The sequence below is a fragment of the Pseudomonas tumuqii genome (assembly GCF_013184545.1).
Classification (GTDB): Bacteria; Pseudomonadota; Gammaproteobacteria; order Pseudomonadales; family Pseudomonadaceae; genus Aquipseudomonas; species Aquipseudomonas tumuqii.
Window position 1 is genome coordinate 700,890 of the sequence record NZ_JAAOJA010000001.1, and the last position, 15,018, is coordinate 715,907.

General features: G+C 60.9%; 17 protein-coding genes. All 17 read left to right on the plus strand.

Annotated elements, in window-relative coordinates; genetic code table 11:
• Positions 1-46: 46 nt before the first annotated feature.
• The 17 genes from iscR (at position 47) to der (ending at position 14,957) form a co-directional block, all read left to right on the plus strand.
• Positions 47-538, plus strand: a complete 492-nt coding sequence (gene iscR / locus G9C89_RS03130; RefSeq protein WP_172144335.1) for a Fe-S cluster assembly transcriptional regulator IscR — start codon at positions 47-49, stop codon at positions 536-538.
• Positions 539-587: 49 nt separating this feature from the next.
• Positions 588-1,802: an IscS subfamily cysteine desulfurase gene (locus tag G9C89_RS03135; protein ID WP_172144337.1), complete on the plus strand. Its 1,215-nt coding sequence runs from the start codon at positions 588-590 to the stop codon at positions 1,800-1,802.
• 41 nt (positions 1,803-1,843) lie between these two features.
• Positions 1,844-2,230 (plus strand): Fe-S cluster assembly scaffold IscU, encoded by a 387-nt coding sequence (gene iscU, locus G9C89_RS03140; RefSeq protein WP_040261926.1) that lies wholly within the window; start codon positions 1,844-1,846, stop codon positions 2,228-2,230.
• 11 nt (positions 2,231-2,241) lie between these two features.
• Positions 2,242-2,565, plus strand: a complete 324-nt coding sequence (iscA, locus tag G9C89_RS03145) for an iron-sulfur cluster assembly protein IscA (RefSeq protein ID WP_090504353.1) — start codon at positions 2,242-2,244, stop codon at positions 2,563-2,565.
• 7 nt (positions 2,566-2,572) lie between these two features.
• On the plus strand, positions 2,573-3,094 hold the full coding sequence (gene hscB / locus G9C89_RS03150) for a co-chaperone HscB (protein WP_172144339.1): 522 nt from the start codon (positions 2,573-2,575) through the stop codon (positions 3,092-3,094).
• A 53-nt stretch (positions 3,095-3,147) separates the two neighbouring features.
• Positions 3,148-5,013 carry a Fe-S protein assembly chaperone HscA gene (hscA, locus tag G9C89_RS03155; protein ID WP_172144341.1) on the plus strand — a complete coding sequence of 622 codons (1,866 nt, stop codon included), beginning with the start codon at positions 3,148-3,150 and terminating at the stop codon, positions 5,011-5,013.
• Positions 5,014-5,015: 2 nt separating this feature from the next.
• Positions 5,016-5,354: an ISC system 2Fe-2S type ferredoxin gene (gene fdx, locus G9C89_RS03160; RefSeq protein ID WP_172144343.1), complete on the plus strand. Its 339-nt coding sequence runs from the start codon at positions 5,016-5,018 to the stop codon at positions 5,352-5,354.
• A gap of 22 nt (positions 5,355-5,376) precedes the next feature.
• Positions 5,377-5,577, plus strand: a complete 201-nt coding sequence (iscX, locus tag G9C89_RS03165; RefSeq protein ID WP_090504343.1) for a Fe-S cluster assembly protein IscX — start codon at positions 5,377-5,379, stop codon at positions 5,575-5,577.
• Positions 5,578-5,750: 173 nt separating this feature from the next.
• Positions 5,751-6,182, plus strand: a complete 432-nt coding sequence (ndk, locus tag G9C89_RS03170; RefSeq protein ID WP_090504340.1) for a nucleoside-diphosphate kinase — start codon at positions 5,751-5,753, stop codon at positions 6,180-6,182.
• Positions 6,183-6,206: 24 nt separating this feature from the next.
• The gene (gene rlmN, locus G9C89_RS03175; protein ID WP_172144345.1) at positions 6,207-7,355 is read left to right on the plus strand and encodes a 23S rRNA (adenine(2503)-C(2))-methyltransferase RlmN; all 1,149 of its coding nucleotides are present in this window, start codon (positions 6,207-6,209) and stop codon (positions 7,353-7,355) included.
• 13 nt (positions 7,356-7,368) lie between these two features.
• Entirely contained in the window at positions 7,369-8,127 is a 759-nt protein-coding gene (gene pilW, locus G9C89_RS03180) for a type IV pilus biogenesis/stability protein PilW (protein ID WP_172144347.1), read from the plus strand.
• A complete protein-coding gene (locus G9C89_RS03185; protein WP_172144349.1) occupies positions 8,127-9,107 on the plus strand; it encodes a RodZ domain-containing protein in 981 nt (326 codons plus the stop codon). The genes pilW and G9C89_RS03185 overlap by 1 nt, the downstream gene beginning before the upstream one ends.
• 1 nt (position 9,108) lies before the next feature.
• Positions 9,109-10,221, plus strand: coding sequence for a flavodoxin-dependent (E)-4-hydroxy-3-methylbut-2-enyl-diphosphate synthase (ispG, locus tag G9C89_RS03190; protein ID WP_172144351.1), 1,113 nt, complete (start codon positions 9,109-9,111; stop codon positions 10,219-10,221).
• Between the two features lie 18 nt (positions 10,222-10,239).
• Positions 10,240-11,529, plus strand: coding sequence for a histidine--tRNA ligase (gene hisS / locus G9C89_RS03195; protein WP_172144353.1), 1,290 nt, complete (start codon positions 10,240-10,242; stop codon positions 11,527-11,529).
• 38 nt (positions 11,530-11,567) lie between these two features.
• Positions 11,568-12,212 carry a tetratricopeptide repeat protein gene (locus G9C89_RS03200; RefSeq protein WP_172144355.1) on the plus strand — a complete coding sequence of 215 codons (645 nt, stop codon included), beginning with the start codon at positions 11,568-11,570 and terminating at the stop codon, positions 12,210-12,212.
• Positions 12,205-13,356 carry an outer membrane protein assembly factor BamB gene (gene bamB, locus G9C89_RS03205; protein ID WP_172144357.1) on the plus strand — a complete coding sequence of 384 codons (1,152 nt, stop codon included), beginning with the start codon at positions 12,205-12,207 and terminating at the stop codon, positions 13,354-13,356. Before G9C89_RS03200 ends, bamB begins: the two co-directional genes overlap by 8 nt.
• Positions 13,357-13,484: 128 nt before the next feature.
• Positions 13,485-14,957 carry a ribosome biogenesis GTPase Der gene (gene der, locus G9C89_RS03210; protein ID WP_172144359.1) on the plus strand — a complete coding sequence of 491 codons (1,473 nt, stop codon included), beginning with the start codon at positions 13,485-13,487 and terminating at the stop codon, positions 14,955-14,957.
• Positions 14,958-15,018: the final 61 nt, after the last annotated feature.

A 15,018-nucleotide genomic window follows, 5' to 3' on the forward strand; every position in this document is an offset into this window, starting at 1 on the left:
GGGAATTGCATACTCGCCGCAAATCGCTACTCCGTGGTAACCCTTCATGCGACTGACCACCAAAGGCCGTTATGCCGTTACCGCCATGCTCGACTTGGCGCTACATGCGCAGCATGGGCCGGTGTCCCTGGCCGATATTTCCGAGCGTCAGGGTATCTCCCTGTCATATCTCGAACAGCTATTCGCCAAGCTGCGCCGTAGCAACCTGGTTTCCAGCGTACGTGGTCCCGGTGGGGGCTATCAGTTGTCGCGCGAGATGCAGGGCATCCAGGTCGCCGAGGTGATCGATGCGGTCAACGAATCGGTCGACGCCACGCGCTGCCAGGGCCAGGGCGATTGCCATGGCGGCGATACCTGCCTGACCCACCATTTGTGGTGCGACCTGAGTCAGCAGATTCATGAGTTCCTCAGTGGGATCAGTTTGGCTGATCTGGTGACGCGCCGCGAAGTGCAGGAAATCGCGCAGTGCCAGGATCAGCGCCGCAGCAATGGCAGGATGCCGCACCTGGATAAGATTGAAGCATCCACCGTCGATTGAACGTGGGGTGCCGGCCCGCGTGGCCAGAAACCTGATTAGGAGAAGCTCAATGAAATTGCCGATTTACCTCGATTATTCCGCCACCACTCCGGTCGATCCGCGTGTGGCACAAAAGATGAGTGAGTGTTTGCTGGTCGATGGCAACTTCGGCAACCCGGCATCGCGCTCCCATGTGTTTGGCTGGAAGGCCGAGGAGGCTGTTGAGAATGGTCGCCGCCAGGTCGCCGAGCTGGTCAATGCCGACCCGCGCGAGATCGTCTGGACCTCCGGTGCCACCGAGTCGGACAACCTGGCGATCAAGGGCATTGCGCACTTCTACAGTGGCAAGGGCAAGCACATCGTGACCTCGAAGATCGAGCACAAGGCGGTGCTGGACACCACCCGCCAGCTGGAGCGCGAAGGCTTCGAAGTGACCTATATCGAGCCGGGCGAAGACGGGCTGATCACCCCAGCCATGGTCGAGGCGGCGCTGCGCGAGGACACCATTCTGGTGTCGATCATGCACGTGAACAACGAAATCGGCACCATCAATGACATCGCCGGCATCGGTGAGCTGACCCGCTCGCGCGGGGTGTTCTTCCACGTCGATGCGGCGCAGTCCACCGGCAAGGTGGAAATCGATCTGGAAAAGCTCAAGGTCGATCTGATGTCCTTCTCGGCCCACAAGACCTATGGCCCCAAGGGTGTCGGCGCGCTCTACGTGCGCCGCAAGCCGCGTGTGCGTCTGGAAGCCCAGACCCATGGTGGTGGCCATGAGCGCGGTATGCGTTCCGGCACCCTGGCGACTCACCAGATCGTCGGCATGGGCGAAGCCTTCCGCATTGCCAAGGAAGAAATGGTCCAGGAAAACCAGCGCATCAAGGCGTTGCGTGATCGTTTCTTCGCGCAGCTCGATGGCCTGGAAGAGCTGTACGTGAACGGCAGCATGACCTCGCGAGTGCCGCACAACCTCAATCTCAGCTTCAACTATGTCGAAGGCGAGTCGCTGATCATGGCGCTCAAGGATCTGGCGGTATCGTCGGGTTCGGCCTGTACCTCGGCTTCGCTGGAGCCGTCTTACGTATTGCGCGCCCTCGGTCGTAATGACGAGCTGGCGCACAGTTCGATCCGTTTCACCTTCGGCCGTTTCACCACCGAAGAAGAAGTCGACTACGCCGCGCAGAAGGTTCGCGAGGCGGTCACCAAGCTGCGCGAATTGTCGCCGCTGTGGGATATGTTCAAAGAGGGTGTGGATCTGTCCAAGGTCGAGTGGGCAGCACACTAAAGCTGCCGTTGAGCAGCCCCTGATGAGAGAGGAATACCAGCATGGCTTACAGTGAAAAGGTCATTGACCATTACGAAAATCCGCGCAATGTCGGCAAGATGGATGCCGAAGACCCGGATGTCGGTACCGGCATGGTCGGCGCGCCGGCCTGCGGTGACGTAATGCGCTTGCAGATCAAGGTCAACGAGCAGGGTGTCATCGAAGACGCCAAGTTCAAGACCTATGGCTGCGGTTCCGCGATCGCGTCCAGTTCCCTCGCCACCGAGTGGATGAAGGGCAAGACCCTGGATGAGGCGGAAACCATCAAGAACACCCAGCTCGCCGAAGAATTGGCGTTGCCGCCGGTGAAGATCCACTGCTCGGTACTCGCCGAGGACGCCATCAAGGCGGCCGTGCGTGATTACAAGCAGAAGAAAGGTTTGCTCTAAGGAGGTTGTCGATGGCTATCAGCATGACCGAAGCTGCCGCTCAGCACGTGCAGCGTTCGCTTGAAGGGCGTGGCAAGGGTGAGGGTATTCGCCTGGGTGTTCGCACCACTGGCTGCTCGGGCCTGGCTTATGTGCTGGAGTTCGTCGACGCAGCCGACAGCGAAGACCAGGTGTTCGAGACTCACGGGGTCAAGGTGATCATCGATCCCAAGAGCCTGGTGTACCTCGACGGCACCGAGCTGGACTTCGTCAAAGAAGGCTTGAACGAAGGTTTCAAGTTCAACAACCCTAACGTGCGTGGCGAATGTGGCTGCGGCGAAAGCTTCAACATCTGAGGCGTTTGTGGGTAGTCCTTGTCATTTTGCCCTGTTCGATCTCAAGCCGAGCTTCCGTCTGGATCTTGAGCAGCTGGCTGTGCGTTATCGCGAGCTGGCGCGCAATGTCCATCCGGACCGCTTTGCCGATGCCTCCGATCGTGAGCAGCGCCTGGCGCTGGAGCATTCGGCCAGCCTCAATGAGGCCTATAGCACGCTGAAAAGTGCACCCAAGCGCGCGCGTTACCTGCTCGCGCTGAGTGGGCCGGAATTGCCCCTGGAGGTTACGGTGCAAGACCCGGACTTCTTGCTGCAGCAGATGCATTGGCGCGAAGAATTGGAAGATCTGCAGGACAGCGCCGACTTGCCGGGTGTGGCGACGTTCAAGCGCCGCCTGAAGATTGCTCAGGATGAGCTGAACGAGCGCTTTGCCGTTTGTTGGGATGATGCGCAGCGTCGCGCCGAGGCCGAGCGCCTGATGCGCCGCATGCAGTTTCTCGACAAGCTTTCCCACGAGGTTCGCCAGCTGGAAGAGCGCCTCGACGATTAACCCTCGCGCAGCCAACCTGGCACGCCTGATATACAGATAAGCATTTATTAATCATGGCCTTACTGCAGATCGCTGAGCCCGGACAGAGCCCCCAGCCCCACCAGCGTCGGTTGGCGGTGGGCATTGATCTGGGCACCACCAATTCGCTGGTCGCTGCGGTGCGCAGTGGTCTGTCCGAGCCGATCGCCGATGCTGCTGGGCAGGTCATACTGCCATCGGCGGTGCGCTATCACGCCGATCGTGTCGAAGTCGGCGAGGCTGCCAGGCTGGCCGCCTCCGCTGATCCGCTGAATACCGTGCTGTCGGTCAAGCGCCTGATGGGTCGCGGCCTGGCTGACGTCAAGCAGTTGGGCGAACAGTTGCCCTATCGCTTTGTCGAGGGCGAGTCGCACATGCCCTTTATCGATACCGTGCAGGGGCCGAAAAGCCCGGTCGAAGTGTCTGCCGAGATCCTCAAGGTGCTGCGTCAGCGGGCCGAGGCCGCCTTGGGTGGCGAGCTGGTCGGTGCGGTCATCACGGTGCCGGCCTACTTCGATGACTCCCAGCGCCAGGCCACCAAGGATGCAGCGCGTCTGGCCGGTCTGAATGTACTGCGCTTGCTCAATGAGCCGACCGCAGCTGCTGTGGCTTATGGGCTGGATCAGCATGCCGAAGGCGTGGTGGCGATTTATGACCTGGGCGGCGGCACCTTCGATATTTCCATTCTGCGCCTGACCGGCGGTGTGTTCGAAGTGTTGGCCACCGGTGGTGACAGTGCCCTGGGTGGCGATGACTTCGATCATGCGATTGCTGGCTGGATGGTCGAACAGGCCGGTTTGTCTGCCGACCTCGATCCGGGCGAGCAGCGCAGCCTGCTGCAAGCCGCCTGCGTGGCCAAGGAAGCCCTGACCACTTGTGCTGCGGCCCAACTCCGTCATGGCGCCTGGCAGGGGCAGTTGAGTCGCGAGCAGTTCGAAGCGTTGATCGAGCCGATGCTGGCGCGCAGCCTCAAGGCCTGTCGACGTGCCGTGCGCGATGCCGGGATCGAGCTGGAAGAGGTCGAGGCGGTGGTCATGGTCGGCGGTTCGACGCGCGTGCCGCGGGTGCGCCAGGCGGTCGCCGAGATGTTCGCCCGCGAGCCCCTGACCGATATCGATCCGGATCAGGTGGTGGCCATTGGTGCCGCGATCCAAGCCGATGCCCTGGCGGGTAACCAGCGTGGTGATGGTGAGGAGCTGCTGCTGCTGGACGTGATTCCGCTGTCGCTTGGCCTGGAAACCATGGGTGGGCTGATGGAGAAGGTTATCCCGCGCAACACCACCATCCCGGTGGCGCGGGCGCAGGACTTCACCACCTATAAAGATGGCCAGACGGCCATGATGATTCATGTGCTGCAGGGTGAGCGCGAGCTGATCAGCGATTGTCGCTCCCTGGCGCGTTTCGAATTGCGCGGCATTCCGCCGATGGTCGCCGGTGCGGCGAAGATCCGTGTGACCTTCCAGGTCGATGCCGATGGCCTGCTCAGCGTGGCGGCCCGCGAGCTGGCCTCGGGTGTCGAGGCGAGCATCCAGGTCAAGCCGTCTTACGGGCTGACCGATGGCGAAATCGCGCGCATGTTGCAGGACTCTTTCCAGAATGCCAGTGACGACAAGGTCGCCCGTGTGTTGCGTGAGCAGCAGGTGGATGCCCAGCGTCTGCTGGAGGCGGTAGAGGCCGCCTTGCTTGCTGATGGCGAGCGTCTGCTGGATGTCGATGAGCGCCTGGCTATCGATGCGCAAGTCCAGCAGTTGCGCGAACTGATGGCCGGAAACGATGGCCTGGCCATCGAGCAGCAAACCAAACGTTTGACCCGGGTGACCGATGCCTTTGCCGCTCGTCGCCTGGATGCCACGGTCAAAGCCGCATTGGCTGGCCGTAGTCTTAATGAAATCGAGGAATAAGCATGCCGCAGGTGATCTTTCTGCCCAACGCCGACCACTGCCCTGAAGGGGCGGTGATCGAAGCGCAGCCGGGCGAGACCGTGCTCAACGTCGCGTTGCGTAGCGGTATCGACATCGAGCATGCCTGTGAGAAGTCCTGTGCCTGCACGACCTGTCACGTGGTGATTCGCGAGGGTTTCGCTTCTCTGCAGCCATCCGACGAGCTGGAGGACGATATGCTGGACAAGGCCTGGGGGCTGGAGCCTAATTCGCGGCTGTCTTGTCAGGCGGTGGTGGATGAGCAGGATCTGGTGGTAGAAATCCCCAGGTACACCATCAATCAAGTGTCCGAAGGGCACTGAGTATTCGGCAAAGGAGCAGGTCATGAGCCTCAAATGGTCCGATGTGCTGGAAATCGCGATCCAGTTGGCGGAAAGCAAACCTGACGTCGACCCGCGTTTCGTCAATTTTGTCGATCTGCATAGCTGGGTGCTGGCTTTGCCGGATTTCTCCGACGATCCGCAGCGCGGTGGCGAGAAAGTGCTTGAAGCCATTCAGGCCGCCTGGATCGAAGAGGCCGAGTGAGGTCGGCCGCAAGCGGCAAGCGAGCCGGCATTCGCCGCGAGTCCCGTGCTCTGGCGGTTGCTACTTGAGGCTTACGGCTTGCCACTCACCGCTGCTCTTATGCAATCAACCAGAACCCGCGTATAATTCGCGGGTTTAATTTTTCGTATTACCCATCGTTTCTGGAGTTACACATGGCTGTTCAACGTACTTTTTCCATCATCAAGCCCGACGCTGTTGCCAAGAACGTTATCGGCGAGATCGTCAGCCGTTTCGAAAAAGCCGGTCTGCGCATTGTCGCCTCGAAGATGGTGCAGCTGTCCGAGCGCGAAGCTGGCGGTTTCTATGCCGAGCACAGCGAGCGCGGTTTCTTCAAGGATCTGGTGGCTTTCATGGTCTCGGGTCCGGTCATCGTTCAGGTGTTGGAAGGTGAAGATGCCATCGCCAAGAACCGTGAGCTGATGGGCGCCACCAACCCGAAAGAAGCGGCTGCCGGCACCATTCGTGCCGATTTCGCCGTATCCATCGACGAGAACGCGGTACATGGTTCCGATTCCGAGGCGTCCGCCGCCCGCGAAATCGCCTACTTCTTCTCCGCTACCGAGGTGTGCGCGCGCATTCGCTAAGGCGACGCGTGCGAGGGTGAAGCCATGACTGAAGCTACCGGCAAAATCAATCTACTGGGTCTGACCCAGGCAGAAATGGAACAGTTCTTCGAGGACATCGGGGAAAAGCGTTTCCGTGCCGGTCAGTTGATGAAGTGGATTCACCACTTTGGCGTCGATGATTTCGATGTCATGAGCAACGTCAGCAAGGCCTTGCGTGAAAAGCTCAAGGCCTGTGCTGAAATTCGTGGCCCGGAAGTGGTCAGCGAAGATATTTCCACTGATGGCACGCGCAAGTGGGTGGTGCGGGTGGCGTCAGGCAGTTGTGTGGAAACCGTGTATATCCCGCAAGGTTCGCGCGGCACCCTGTGTGTGTCGTCGCAGGCTGGTTGCGCACTGGATTGCAGCTTCTGCTCCACGGGCAAGCAGGGTTTCAATAGCGATCTGACGGCCGCCGAAGTGATCGGTCAGGTGTGGATCGCCAACAAGTCGTTCGGTAGCGTGCCGGCCAAGGTCGATCGCGCCATCACCAATGTGGTGATGATGGGCATGGGCGAGCCACTGCTGAACTTCGACAACGTGGTCGCCGCCATGAAAATCATGATGGACGACCTCGGCTATGGCATCTCCAAGCGCAAGGTGACCTTGTCCACCTCGGGCGTGGTGCCGATGATCGACAAGTTGGGCGAAGTCATCGATGTATCCCTGGCGCTGTCGCTGCATGCGCCGAACGATGAGTTGCGCAACCAGTTGGTGCCGATCAACAAGAAGTACCCGCTGGAGATGTTGCTGGCGGCCTGCCAGCGTTATGTCGCGCGCCTCGGCGAGAAACGTGTACTGACCATCGAGTACACCCTGCTCAAGGATGTCAACGATAAACCTGAGCATGCTGAGCAGATGATCGCACTTCTGCAAAATGTACCTTGCAAGATCAACCTGATTCCGTTTAATCCCTTCCCCTTCTCGGGATACGAGCGGCCGAGCAACAATGCCATTCGCCGTTTCCAGGATCTGCTGCATAAAGCCGGGCACAATGTCACCGTGCGCACCACGCGCGGCGAAGACATCGATGCTGCCTGCGGCCAGTTGGTCGGCCAGGTGATGGATCGTACCCGTCGTAGCGAACGCTATATTGCCGTGCGTGAGTTGAGTAGCGAGGCCGAGACGCCGAGTTCCGCCGCCAATCGAACTTGAAGAGAGGATACCCATGACCCTGCGCCCAGCGCTGTTCTTGTTGATCGCCAGCCTGTTGGCAGGCTGTGTGTCGACTGGCGATGTCGACCCGATGAGAACCGACAAGGGACGTGATGATGCGCGTGATGCCTACATCCAGCTGGGGCTTGGCTATCTGCAGCAAGGCGCTGGCGAGCGCGCCAAGGTCCCGTTGAAAAAGGCGCTTGAGCTCGACCCGTCCAGTGCGGATGCACATGCCGCGCTGGCGTTGGTGTTTCAGCGCGAAATGGAATACAAGCTGGCCGATGAACATTATCGCAAGGCGTTATCGCAACGCAGTGGCGATGCCCGCTTGTTGAATAACTACGCGGGCTTCCTGTTCGAGCAGGAACGCTATCAGGAAGCGCTTGAGCTTTATCTGCAAGCTTCCCAGGATACGCTTTACCCCGAGCGTTCGCGGGTGTTCGAAAACCTCGGTTTGACGGCCCTCAAACTCAATCAGCGTGAGCAGGCGAAAACTTACTTCGAGCGCTCGCTGCGCCTCAATAGCCGCCAGCCACGGGCGCTGCTCGAGATGGCCGTGATGCTCTATGAGGAAAAACAATATGTGCCGGCGCGCGGTTATTACGATAGCTACAGCCAGCTGGCCGAGCAGAATGCGCGTAGCCTGTTGCTCGGCGCGAATCTGGCGACCATCTTCGAGGACCGCGACACGGCTGCCAGCCTGGGTCTGCAATTGAAACGTCTTTATCCCGGTACGCCGGAATATCAGCAATATCGGTCGGAGCAATAATGAAAGCGGCGCATCCTGAAGTTGTAACAGCCCAGCGCGTCAATCCCGGTGAGTCACTGCGCGAGGCACGCGAGAGCAAGGGCTGGGCCGTCGATGAAGTGGCCGCCCAGCTTAACCTCACGCCGCTGCGCTTGAGTCAGATCGAAGCCGGTGCTTTCGATAAATTGCCGGGCAACACCTTTGCTCGCGGCTATGTTCGCGCTTACGCAAAACTCCTGGGCATGGATCAGAGTCGTCTGGTGCTGGAGTTCGATCAGTTCACCGGTAGCGATGCCGTGGGCAGCGATGTGCACAGCCTGGGTCATATCGAGGAGCCAGTGCGTTATTCGCAAAGCATCCTGCGTTTCGTCAGCTTTGCCTTGTTGGTGGTGCTTGCTGGTGTCGGTTTCTACTGGTGGCAAGAGCAGGCCGAACGGCATGCCGATGAGTCGCCGGTTACCAGTATCGAGCAGGTTGAAGTAGACGGCGCCGATGGGACGACGCAGATTCATCCTCTGGATGAGCCAGAGGATCAGGCCGTGCTGGCGGCCCAGGGGGAGACTGAACTGAGTCTGCCGCCTGCAACCAGCGAAGAACCAGCAGAGCCTGAAGTGGATAGCCCTGCAGAGCCGGCAGCGGTGGCGGCGGTTGAACCGGCTGCAGAAGTGGCGCAGAGCGAACCGGCTACGAATGCCGCTGCCGCCGCCGTCAGTCCTGTACCGGCCAACACTGCCGCGGCGCCGGCCGTTGCGGCTGGTGAGGGCATGGTCGGTGTCAGCTTTGTCGCCGACTGTTGGACCCAGGTGACCGATGCCAGCGGCAAGGTGTTGGTCAGTGCGCTCAAGCGCAAGGGAGAGAGTCTGCAATTGGTCGGCAAGGCGCCGCTGGAGTTGCGCCTGGGCTTTGCCCGGGGCGCGCAAGTGAGCTACAACGGCCAGGCGGTCGACCTGGAACCCTTTACCACGGGTGAAACCGCGCGCATCAAGTTGGGTGGTCAGTAACATGCATTGCGAATCGCCGATCAAGCGTCGCCTGACGCGCAAGATTTGGGTTGGCTCGGTCCCGGTGGGCGGCGATTCCCCCATCGCCGTGCAGAGCATGACCAACACCGATACCAACGACGTGGCTGCAACCGTGGCGCAGGTTCGTCGCCTGCAAGATGCCGGTGCCGATATCGTGCGTATTTCGGTGCCGGACATGGACGCCGCCGAAGCCTTTGGCCGAATCAAGCAGCAGGTCAGCCTGCCGCTGGTGGCGGATATCCACTTCGATTACCAGATCGCCCTGCGGGTGGCCGAGCTGGGCGTCGATTGCCTGCGCATCAACCCGGGCAATATCGGCCGTGCAGATCGGGTCAAGGCCGTGGTCGAGGCTGCCCGTGATCGCGGCATCTCGATTCGCATCGGGGTCAACGCCGGTTCGCTGGAGAAAGACCTGCAGAAGAAATACGGCGAGCCGACCCCGGAAGCCCTGGTCGAGTCGGCGCTGCGCCATGTCGAGCACCTGGATCGCCTGAATTTCCCGGACTTCAAGGTCAGTGTCAAAGCTTCCGATGTATTCATGGCGGTGGAGGCTTATCGGCTGTTGTCCAAACGGATCGAGCAACCCTTGCACCTGGGCATCACCGAGGCCGGTGGCCTGCGCTCCGGCACGGTGAAGTCGGCTGTTGGCCTGGGTATGCTGCTGGCCGAAGGGATTGGCGATACCATCCGCATCTCCCTGGCCGCTGACCCGGTGGAAGAGATCAAGGTCGGTTTCGATATTCTCAAGTCGCTGCGTCTGCGTTCGCGCGGTATCAACTTCATCGCCTGCCCGAGCTGTTCGCGGCAGAACTTCGATGTGGTCAAGACCATGAACGACCTCGAGGGCCGCCTGGAAGACCTGCTGGTGCCGCTGGATGTCGCGGTGATCGGCTGTGTGGTCAACGGCCCGGGCGAAGCCAAGGAAGCGGATATCGGCCTGACTGGCGGCTCGCCGAGCAACCTGATCTATATCGATGGCAAGCCGGCGCAGAAACTCAACAACGACAACCTGGTGGATGAGCTGGAAAAGCTGATACGCCAGAAGGCGGCCGAGAAGGTCGCTGCTGACGCCGCGGTTATCGTGCGCAGCTAACACTGTTAAGGAAATGAATTGAGCAAGTCCCTGCAAGCCATTCGTGGCATGAACGATATCCTGCCCGAGCAGACCCCGCTTTGGCGTTACTTCGAGGACAGCGTGGCGCGCCTGCTGGATGGCTACGGCTACCGGCAGATACGCATGCCGATCGTCGAGTTCACCGAGCTGTTCAAGCGCTCGATCGGCGAAGTGACCGACATCGTCGAAAAAGAGATGTACACCTTCGAAGATCGCAACGGCGACTCCCTGACCCTGCGTCCGGAAGGCACCGCCGCCTGCGTGCGCGCCGTGCTCGAGCACGGCCTGGCCGGTGGCGGGCAGACCCAGAAACTCTGGTACATCGGGCCGATGTTCCGTCACGAACGCCCGCAGAAGGGACGCTACCGCCAGTTCCACCAGATCGGTGTGGAAGTCTTCAATATCGATGGCCCGGATATCGACGCCGAGTTGATCATCCTGACCTGGCGCCTGTGGGGCCTGCTCGGTATTCGTGATGCGCTCACCCTGGAGCTGAACAGCCTGGGCACCAGCGCGGCGCGGGCGGTCTATCGCGACGCCCTGGTCGAGTACCTCACGGCCCACGCCGAGCGGCTCGATGAAGACAGCCGCCGGCGCATGACCAGCAATCCGCTGCGCGTGCTCGACAGCAAGAACCCGGAAACCCAGGCGCTGCTGGCCGATGCGCCGAAGATGGCGGATTACCTGGACGACGAATCGCGGCTGCATTTCGATGGCCTGAAGGCGCGCCTGGATGCGGCTGGCGTTCCTTATGTGATCAACCCCAAGCTGGTGCGTGGCCTGGATTACTACAGCAAGACCGTGTTCGAGTGGGTGACCGATCAGCTCGGTGCCCAGGGCACGGTCTGCGCCGGCGGTCGCTACGATGGCCTGGTCGAGCAGATGGGCGGCAAGCCGACGCCGGGCGTGGGCTTCGCCATGGGCATCGAGCGCCTGGTGCTGCTGATCGAAACCCTGGATAAAGTGCCGGCAGAAATCGCCCGGCAGGTCGATGTCTACCTGTGTGCCCTGGGTGAGCCGGCGGAATTGGCGGCCTTGACCCTGGCCGAACGCCTGCGCGATCAACTGCCGGGTCTGCGTTTGCAGGTCAATGCCGGCTCGGGCAGTTTCAAGAGTCAATTGAAGAAGGCCGACAAGAGCGGCGCGCTTTACGCCTTGGTCATGGGTGAAGACGAACTGGCCCAGCAAGTGGTAGGTTGCAAGCCGCTGCGGGGCCAGGGTGAACAACAAAGTATCGCCTGGGCGGCATTGGCCGACCATTTGGCGACCTGCGTCTTGCAGGCCTGACAGGCTGTTAAGCGATTTAGCGAATAGGAGTATCTGGGGTGGTTTCGCGTACCGATGATGAAGAGCTGGCGGTAATCAAGGACTGGTGGCAGCGCAACGGCAAGCCATTGCTCACTGGCAGCGTATTGGCGCTGGTGGTGGTGTTTGGCTGGCAGGGCTGGCAAAAGTACCAGGCCAGCCAGTCGCATGGCGCTTCGATGGTTTATCAGCAGCTGCTGGAAACCGCGTTGAACCCGAGTGGCCAGCCTGATCCGGCCAAGGTCGCCGAACTGGCCAACACGCTCAAGAGCGATTTTGCCGGCACGCACTATGCCCAGTACGGCAGCCTGTTCGTCGCCAAGGTGGCAGTCGAAGCCGGCAAGCTGGACGATGCTGCGGCCGAGTTGCAGGCGATTGTCGACAAGCCGGTGGACGACACCCTGGCTGAATTGGCCCGTCAGCGTCTGGCCCGTGTTCTGGCCGCGCAGGACAAGGTCGAAGAGGCCCTCAAGCTGCTCGAGGGCGATGCCGATCAGGCCTATCTCGCCAGCCGTGAAGAGCTCAAAGGCGATCTGTTGGTGAAGCTGGGGCGCAACGATGACGCCTATGCCGCCTATGTAAAAGCCAAGGCAGCGCTCGCCGAAGAGGCCGCTGTGGGTGGCTTGCAAATGAAGCTCGACGATTTGGCCAAAGGGGATGCGTGACGTGATGCGTTGGAAAAATGTCGCACTGCTGGCCCTGGCCGTTTTGGCTGTGGGTTGCAGCAGCAACAGTAAAAAGGAATTACCGCCCGCCGAGCTGCCTGACTTCGAAGAAGAAGTGGTACTGCAGAAAGAGTGGAGCCGTTCGATCGGTGAAGGTCAGGGTAAAACCTTCAACATGCTGGTGCCCGCTGTCGAGGGTGACAGTATTTATGCCGCCGATGTCGAAGGCCTGGTCATGGCGCTCGACCGCACGACCGGCAAGGTGCTCTGGAAAGAAGACCTGGAACTGCCGGTCTCGGGTGCCGTGGGTGCCGGTTACGGCCTGGTGCTTGTCGGCACGCTCAAGGGCGAGATCATTGCCCTCGATGCCAGCTCCGGTGAGGAAAAGTGGCGCGCCAAGGTGAGCAGTGAAGTGCTCGCAGCCCCGGCGATCAATGGCGACATCGTGCTGGTGCAGACCCAGGACGATCGTCTGATTGCCCTGGATGCCGACACCGGCAGCCAGCGCTGGATCTTTGAAAACACCCCGGCAGTCCTGACCCTGCGTGGCACCGGCAGCCCGGTGTTGACCAACAGCCTGGCCATCGCCGGCCTGTCCAGTGGCAAGGTCATTGCCCTCGATACCCAGCGCGGCATCCCGGTTTGGGAACAGCGCGTGGCGATTCCGCAAGGCCGCTCCGAGCTTGAACGCGTGGTGGACATCGACGGCGGCCTGCTGCTGTCGGGTGGCAACCTGTACGTGGTCAGCTATCAGGGCCGTGTCGCGGCGCTGGATATGGAAAGCGGGCGTGTGCTGTGGCAGCGCGAAGCTTCCAGTTCGGTGGGTGTGGCCCAGGGCTTCGGCAACGTCTATGTGAGCCTGGCCAACGGTACGGTAGAAGGCATCGACGAGCGTTCGTCCTCGGCACTGTGGAGCAACGATGCCTTGGCGCGTCGCCAGCTCTCGGCCCCGGAAGTGTTTTCCAGCTACATCGCCGTCGGCGACCTGGAAGGTTACCTGCACCTGATCAGTCAGGTAGATGGACGTTTCGTCGGTCGTGCGCGCGTCGATAGGGACGGCCTGCGCGCTCGTCCGCTGGTGGTCGGTGACTGGCTGTATGCATTCGGTAATGGTGGCAAACTGGTCGCGCTGACCGTCAAGTGAGCTACTGCTAGCGGGCTTGGCCAGGCTGCACGGCAAGACGGTGCAGCTGGTCATTTCGCGCTGTGAATTCCGGCCGCTGCCCATGCAGCGGCTTTTGTATTTTTTGAAATAACGAAGTGGAGAGCCTAATGGTTCCCGTAATTGCCCTGGTGGGCCGCCCGAACGTCGGCAAGTCCACCCTATTCAACCGCTTGACCAAAAGCCGCGACGCGATTGTCGGCGACCTGTCCGGTCTGACCCGTGATCGCCAATACGGTGAGGCCAAGTGGCAGGGGCGCACCTATATCGTCATCGACACCGGCGGTATCTCCGGTGACGAAGAAGGTATCGACGCGAAGATGGCCGAGCAGTCGCTGCACGCCATCGAAGAGGCCGATGCCGTACTGTTCATGGTCGACGCCCGCGCCGGTTTGTCGGCCTCGGACCAGATGATTGGCGAGCACCTGCGCAAGCGCAACAAGCACAGCTTCCTGGTGATCAACAAGGTCGACAATATCGACCCCGACCTGGCACGCGCCGAGTTTGCCTCCATGGGCATGGGCGAAGCCCTGGCGATTGCCGGCGCCCACGGCCGCGGCATCACCCAGATGCTCGAAGCCGTGCTGGGTTCCTTCCCCAAGGATGAAACCGAGCCGCAAGAGGACGAGGAGGAAGAGATCGTCCTCGAAGGTCAGGAAGCCAAGCGCATCCCGGGCCCGAGCGAGAAGGACGGGATCAAGCTGGCGATCATCGGCCGGCCCAACGTCGGCAAGTCGACCCTGGTCAACCGCATGCTCGGTGAAGACCGGGTCATCGTCTATGACCAGGCCGGTACCACCCGCGACAGCATCTATATTCCGTTCGAGCGCGATGGCGAGAAGTACACCCTGATCGATACCGCCGGCGTGCGCCGTCGCGGCAAGATCTTCGAGGCGGTGGAAAAATTCTCGGTGGTCAAGACCCTGCAGGCGATCCAGGACTCCAACGTCGTGGTATTCGTCATGGACGCCCGCGAGGGGGTGGTCGACCACGACCTCAACCTGCTCGGCTTCGTCCTGGAAAGCGGGCGCGCCCTGGTCATCGCCCTGAACAAGTGGGACGGCATGGAGCCCAGCGAGCGCGATTACGTGAAGACCGAACTGCAGCGGCGGCTGTTCTTCGTCGACTTCGCCGACATCCACTTCATCTCGGCCCTGCACGGCACCGGTGTCGGCCATCTGTACAAGTCGGTGCAGGACTCGTTCAAGTCGGCGATCACCCGCTGGCCGACCAACCGCCTGACCCAGATTCTCGAAGACGCAGTCGGCGATCACGCGCCGCCCATGGTCAACAATCGGCGGATCAAGCTGCGCTATGCCCACCTCGGTGGCGCCAACCCGCCGCTGATCGTGATCCATGGCAACCAGGTCGATGCGGTGCCCAAGTCCTATGTGCGCTACCTGGAAAACACCTACAGGCGCGTGCTCAAGCTGGTCGGCACGCCGATCCGCATCGAGTTCAAGGGCGGCGAAAACCCCTACGAGGGCAACAAGAACACCCTCACCGACCGCCAGGTGAACAAGAAGCGCCGTTTGATGAGTCACCACAAGAAAGCCGAGAAGAAGCGCAAGGACAAGCGTTGAACCGGTAACCTGACGCTCTACAAAGGCACCTGCGGGTGCCTTTTGCCTTTCCCGGGGTTGG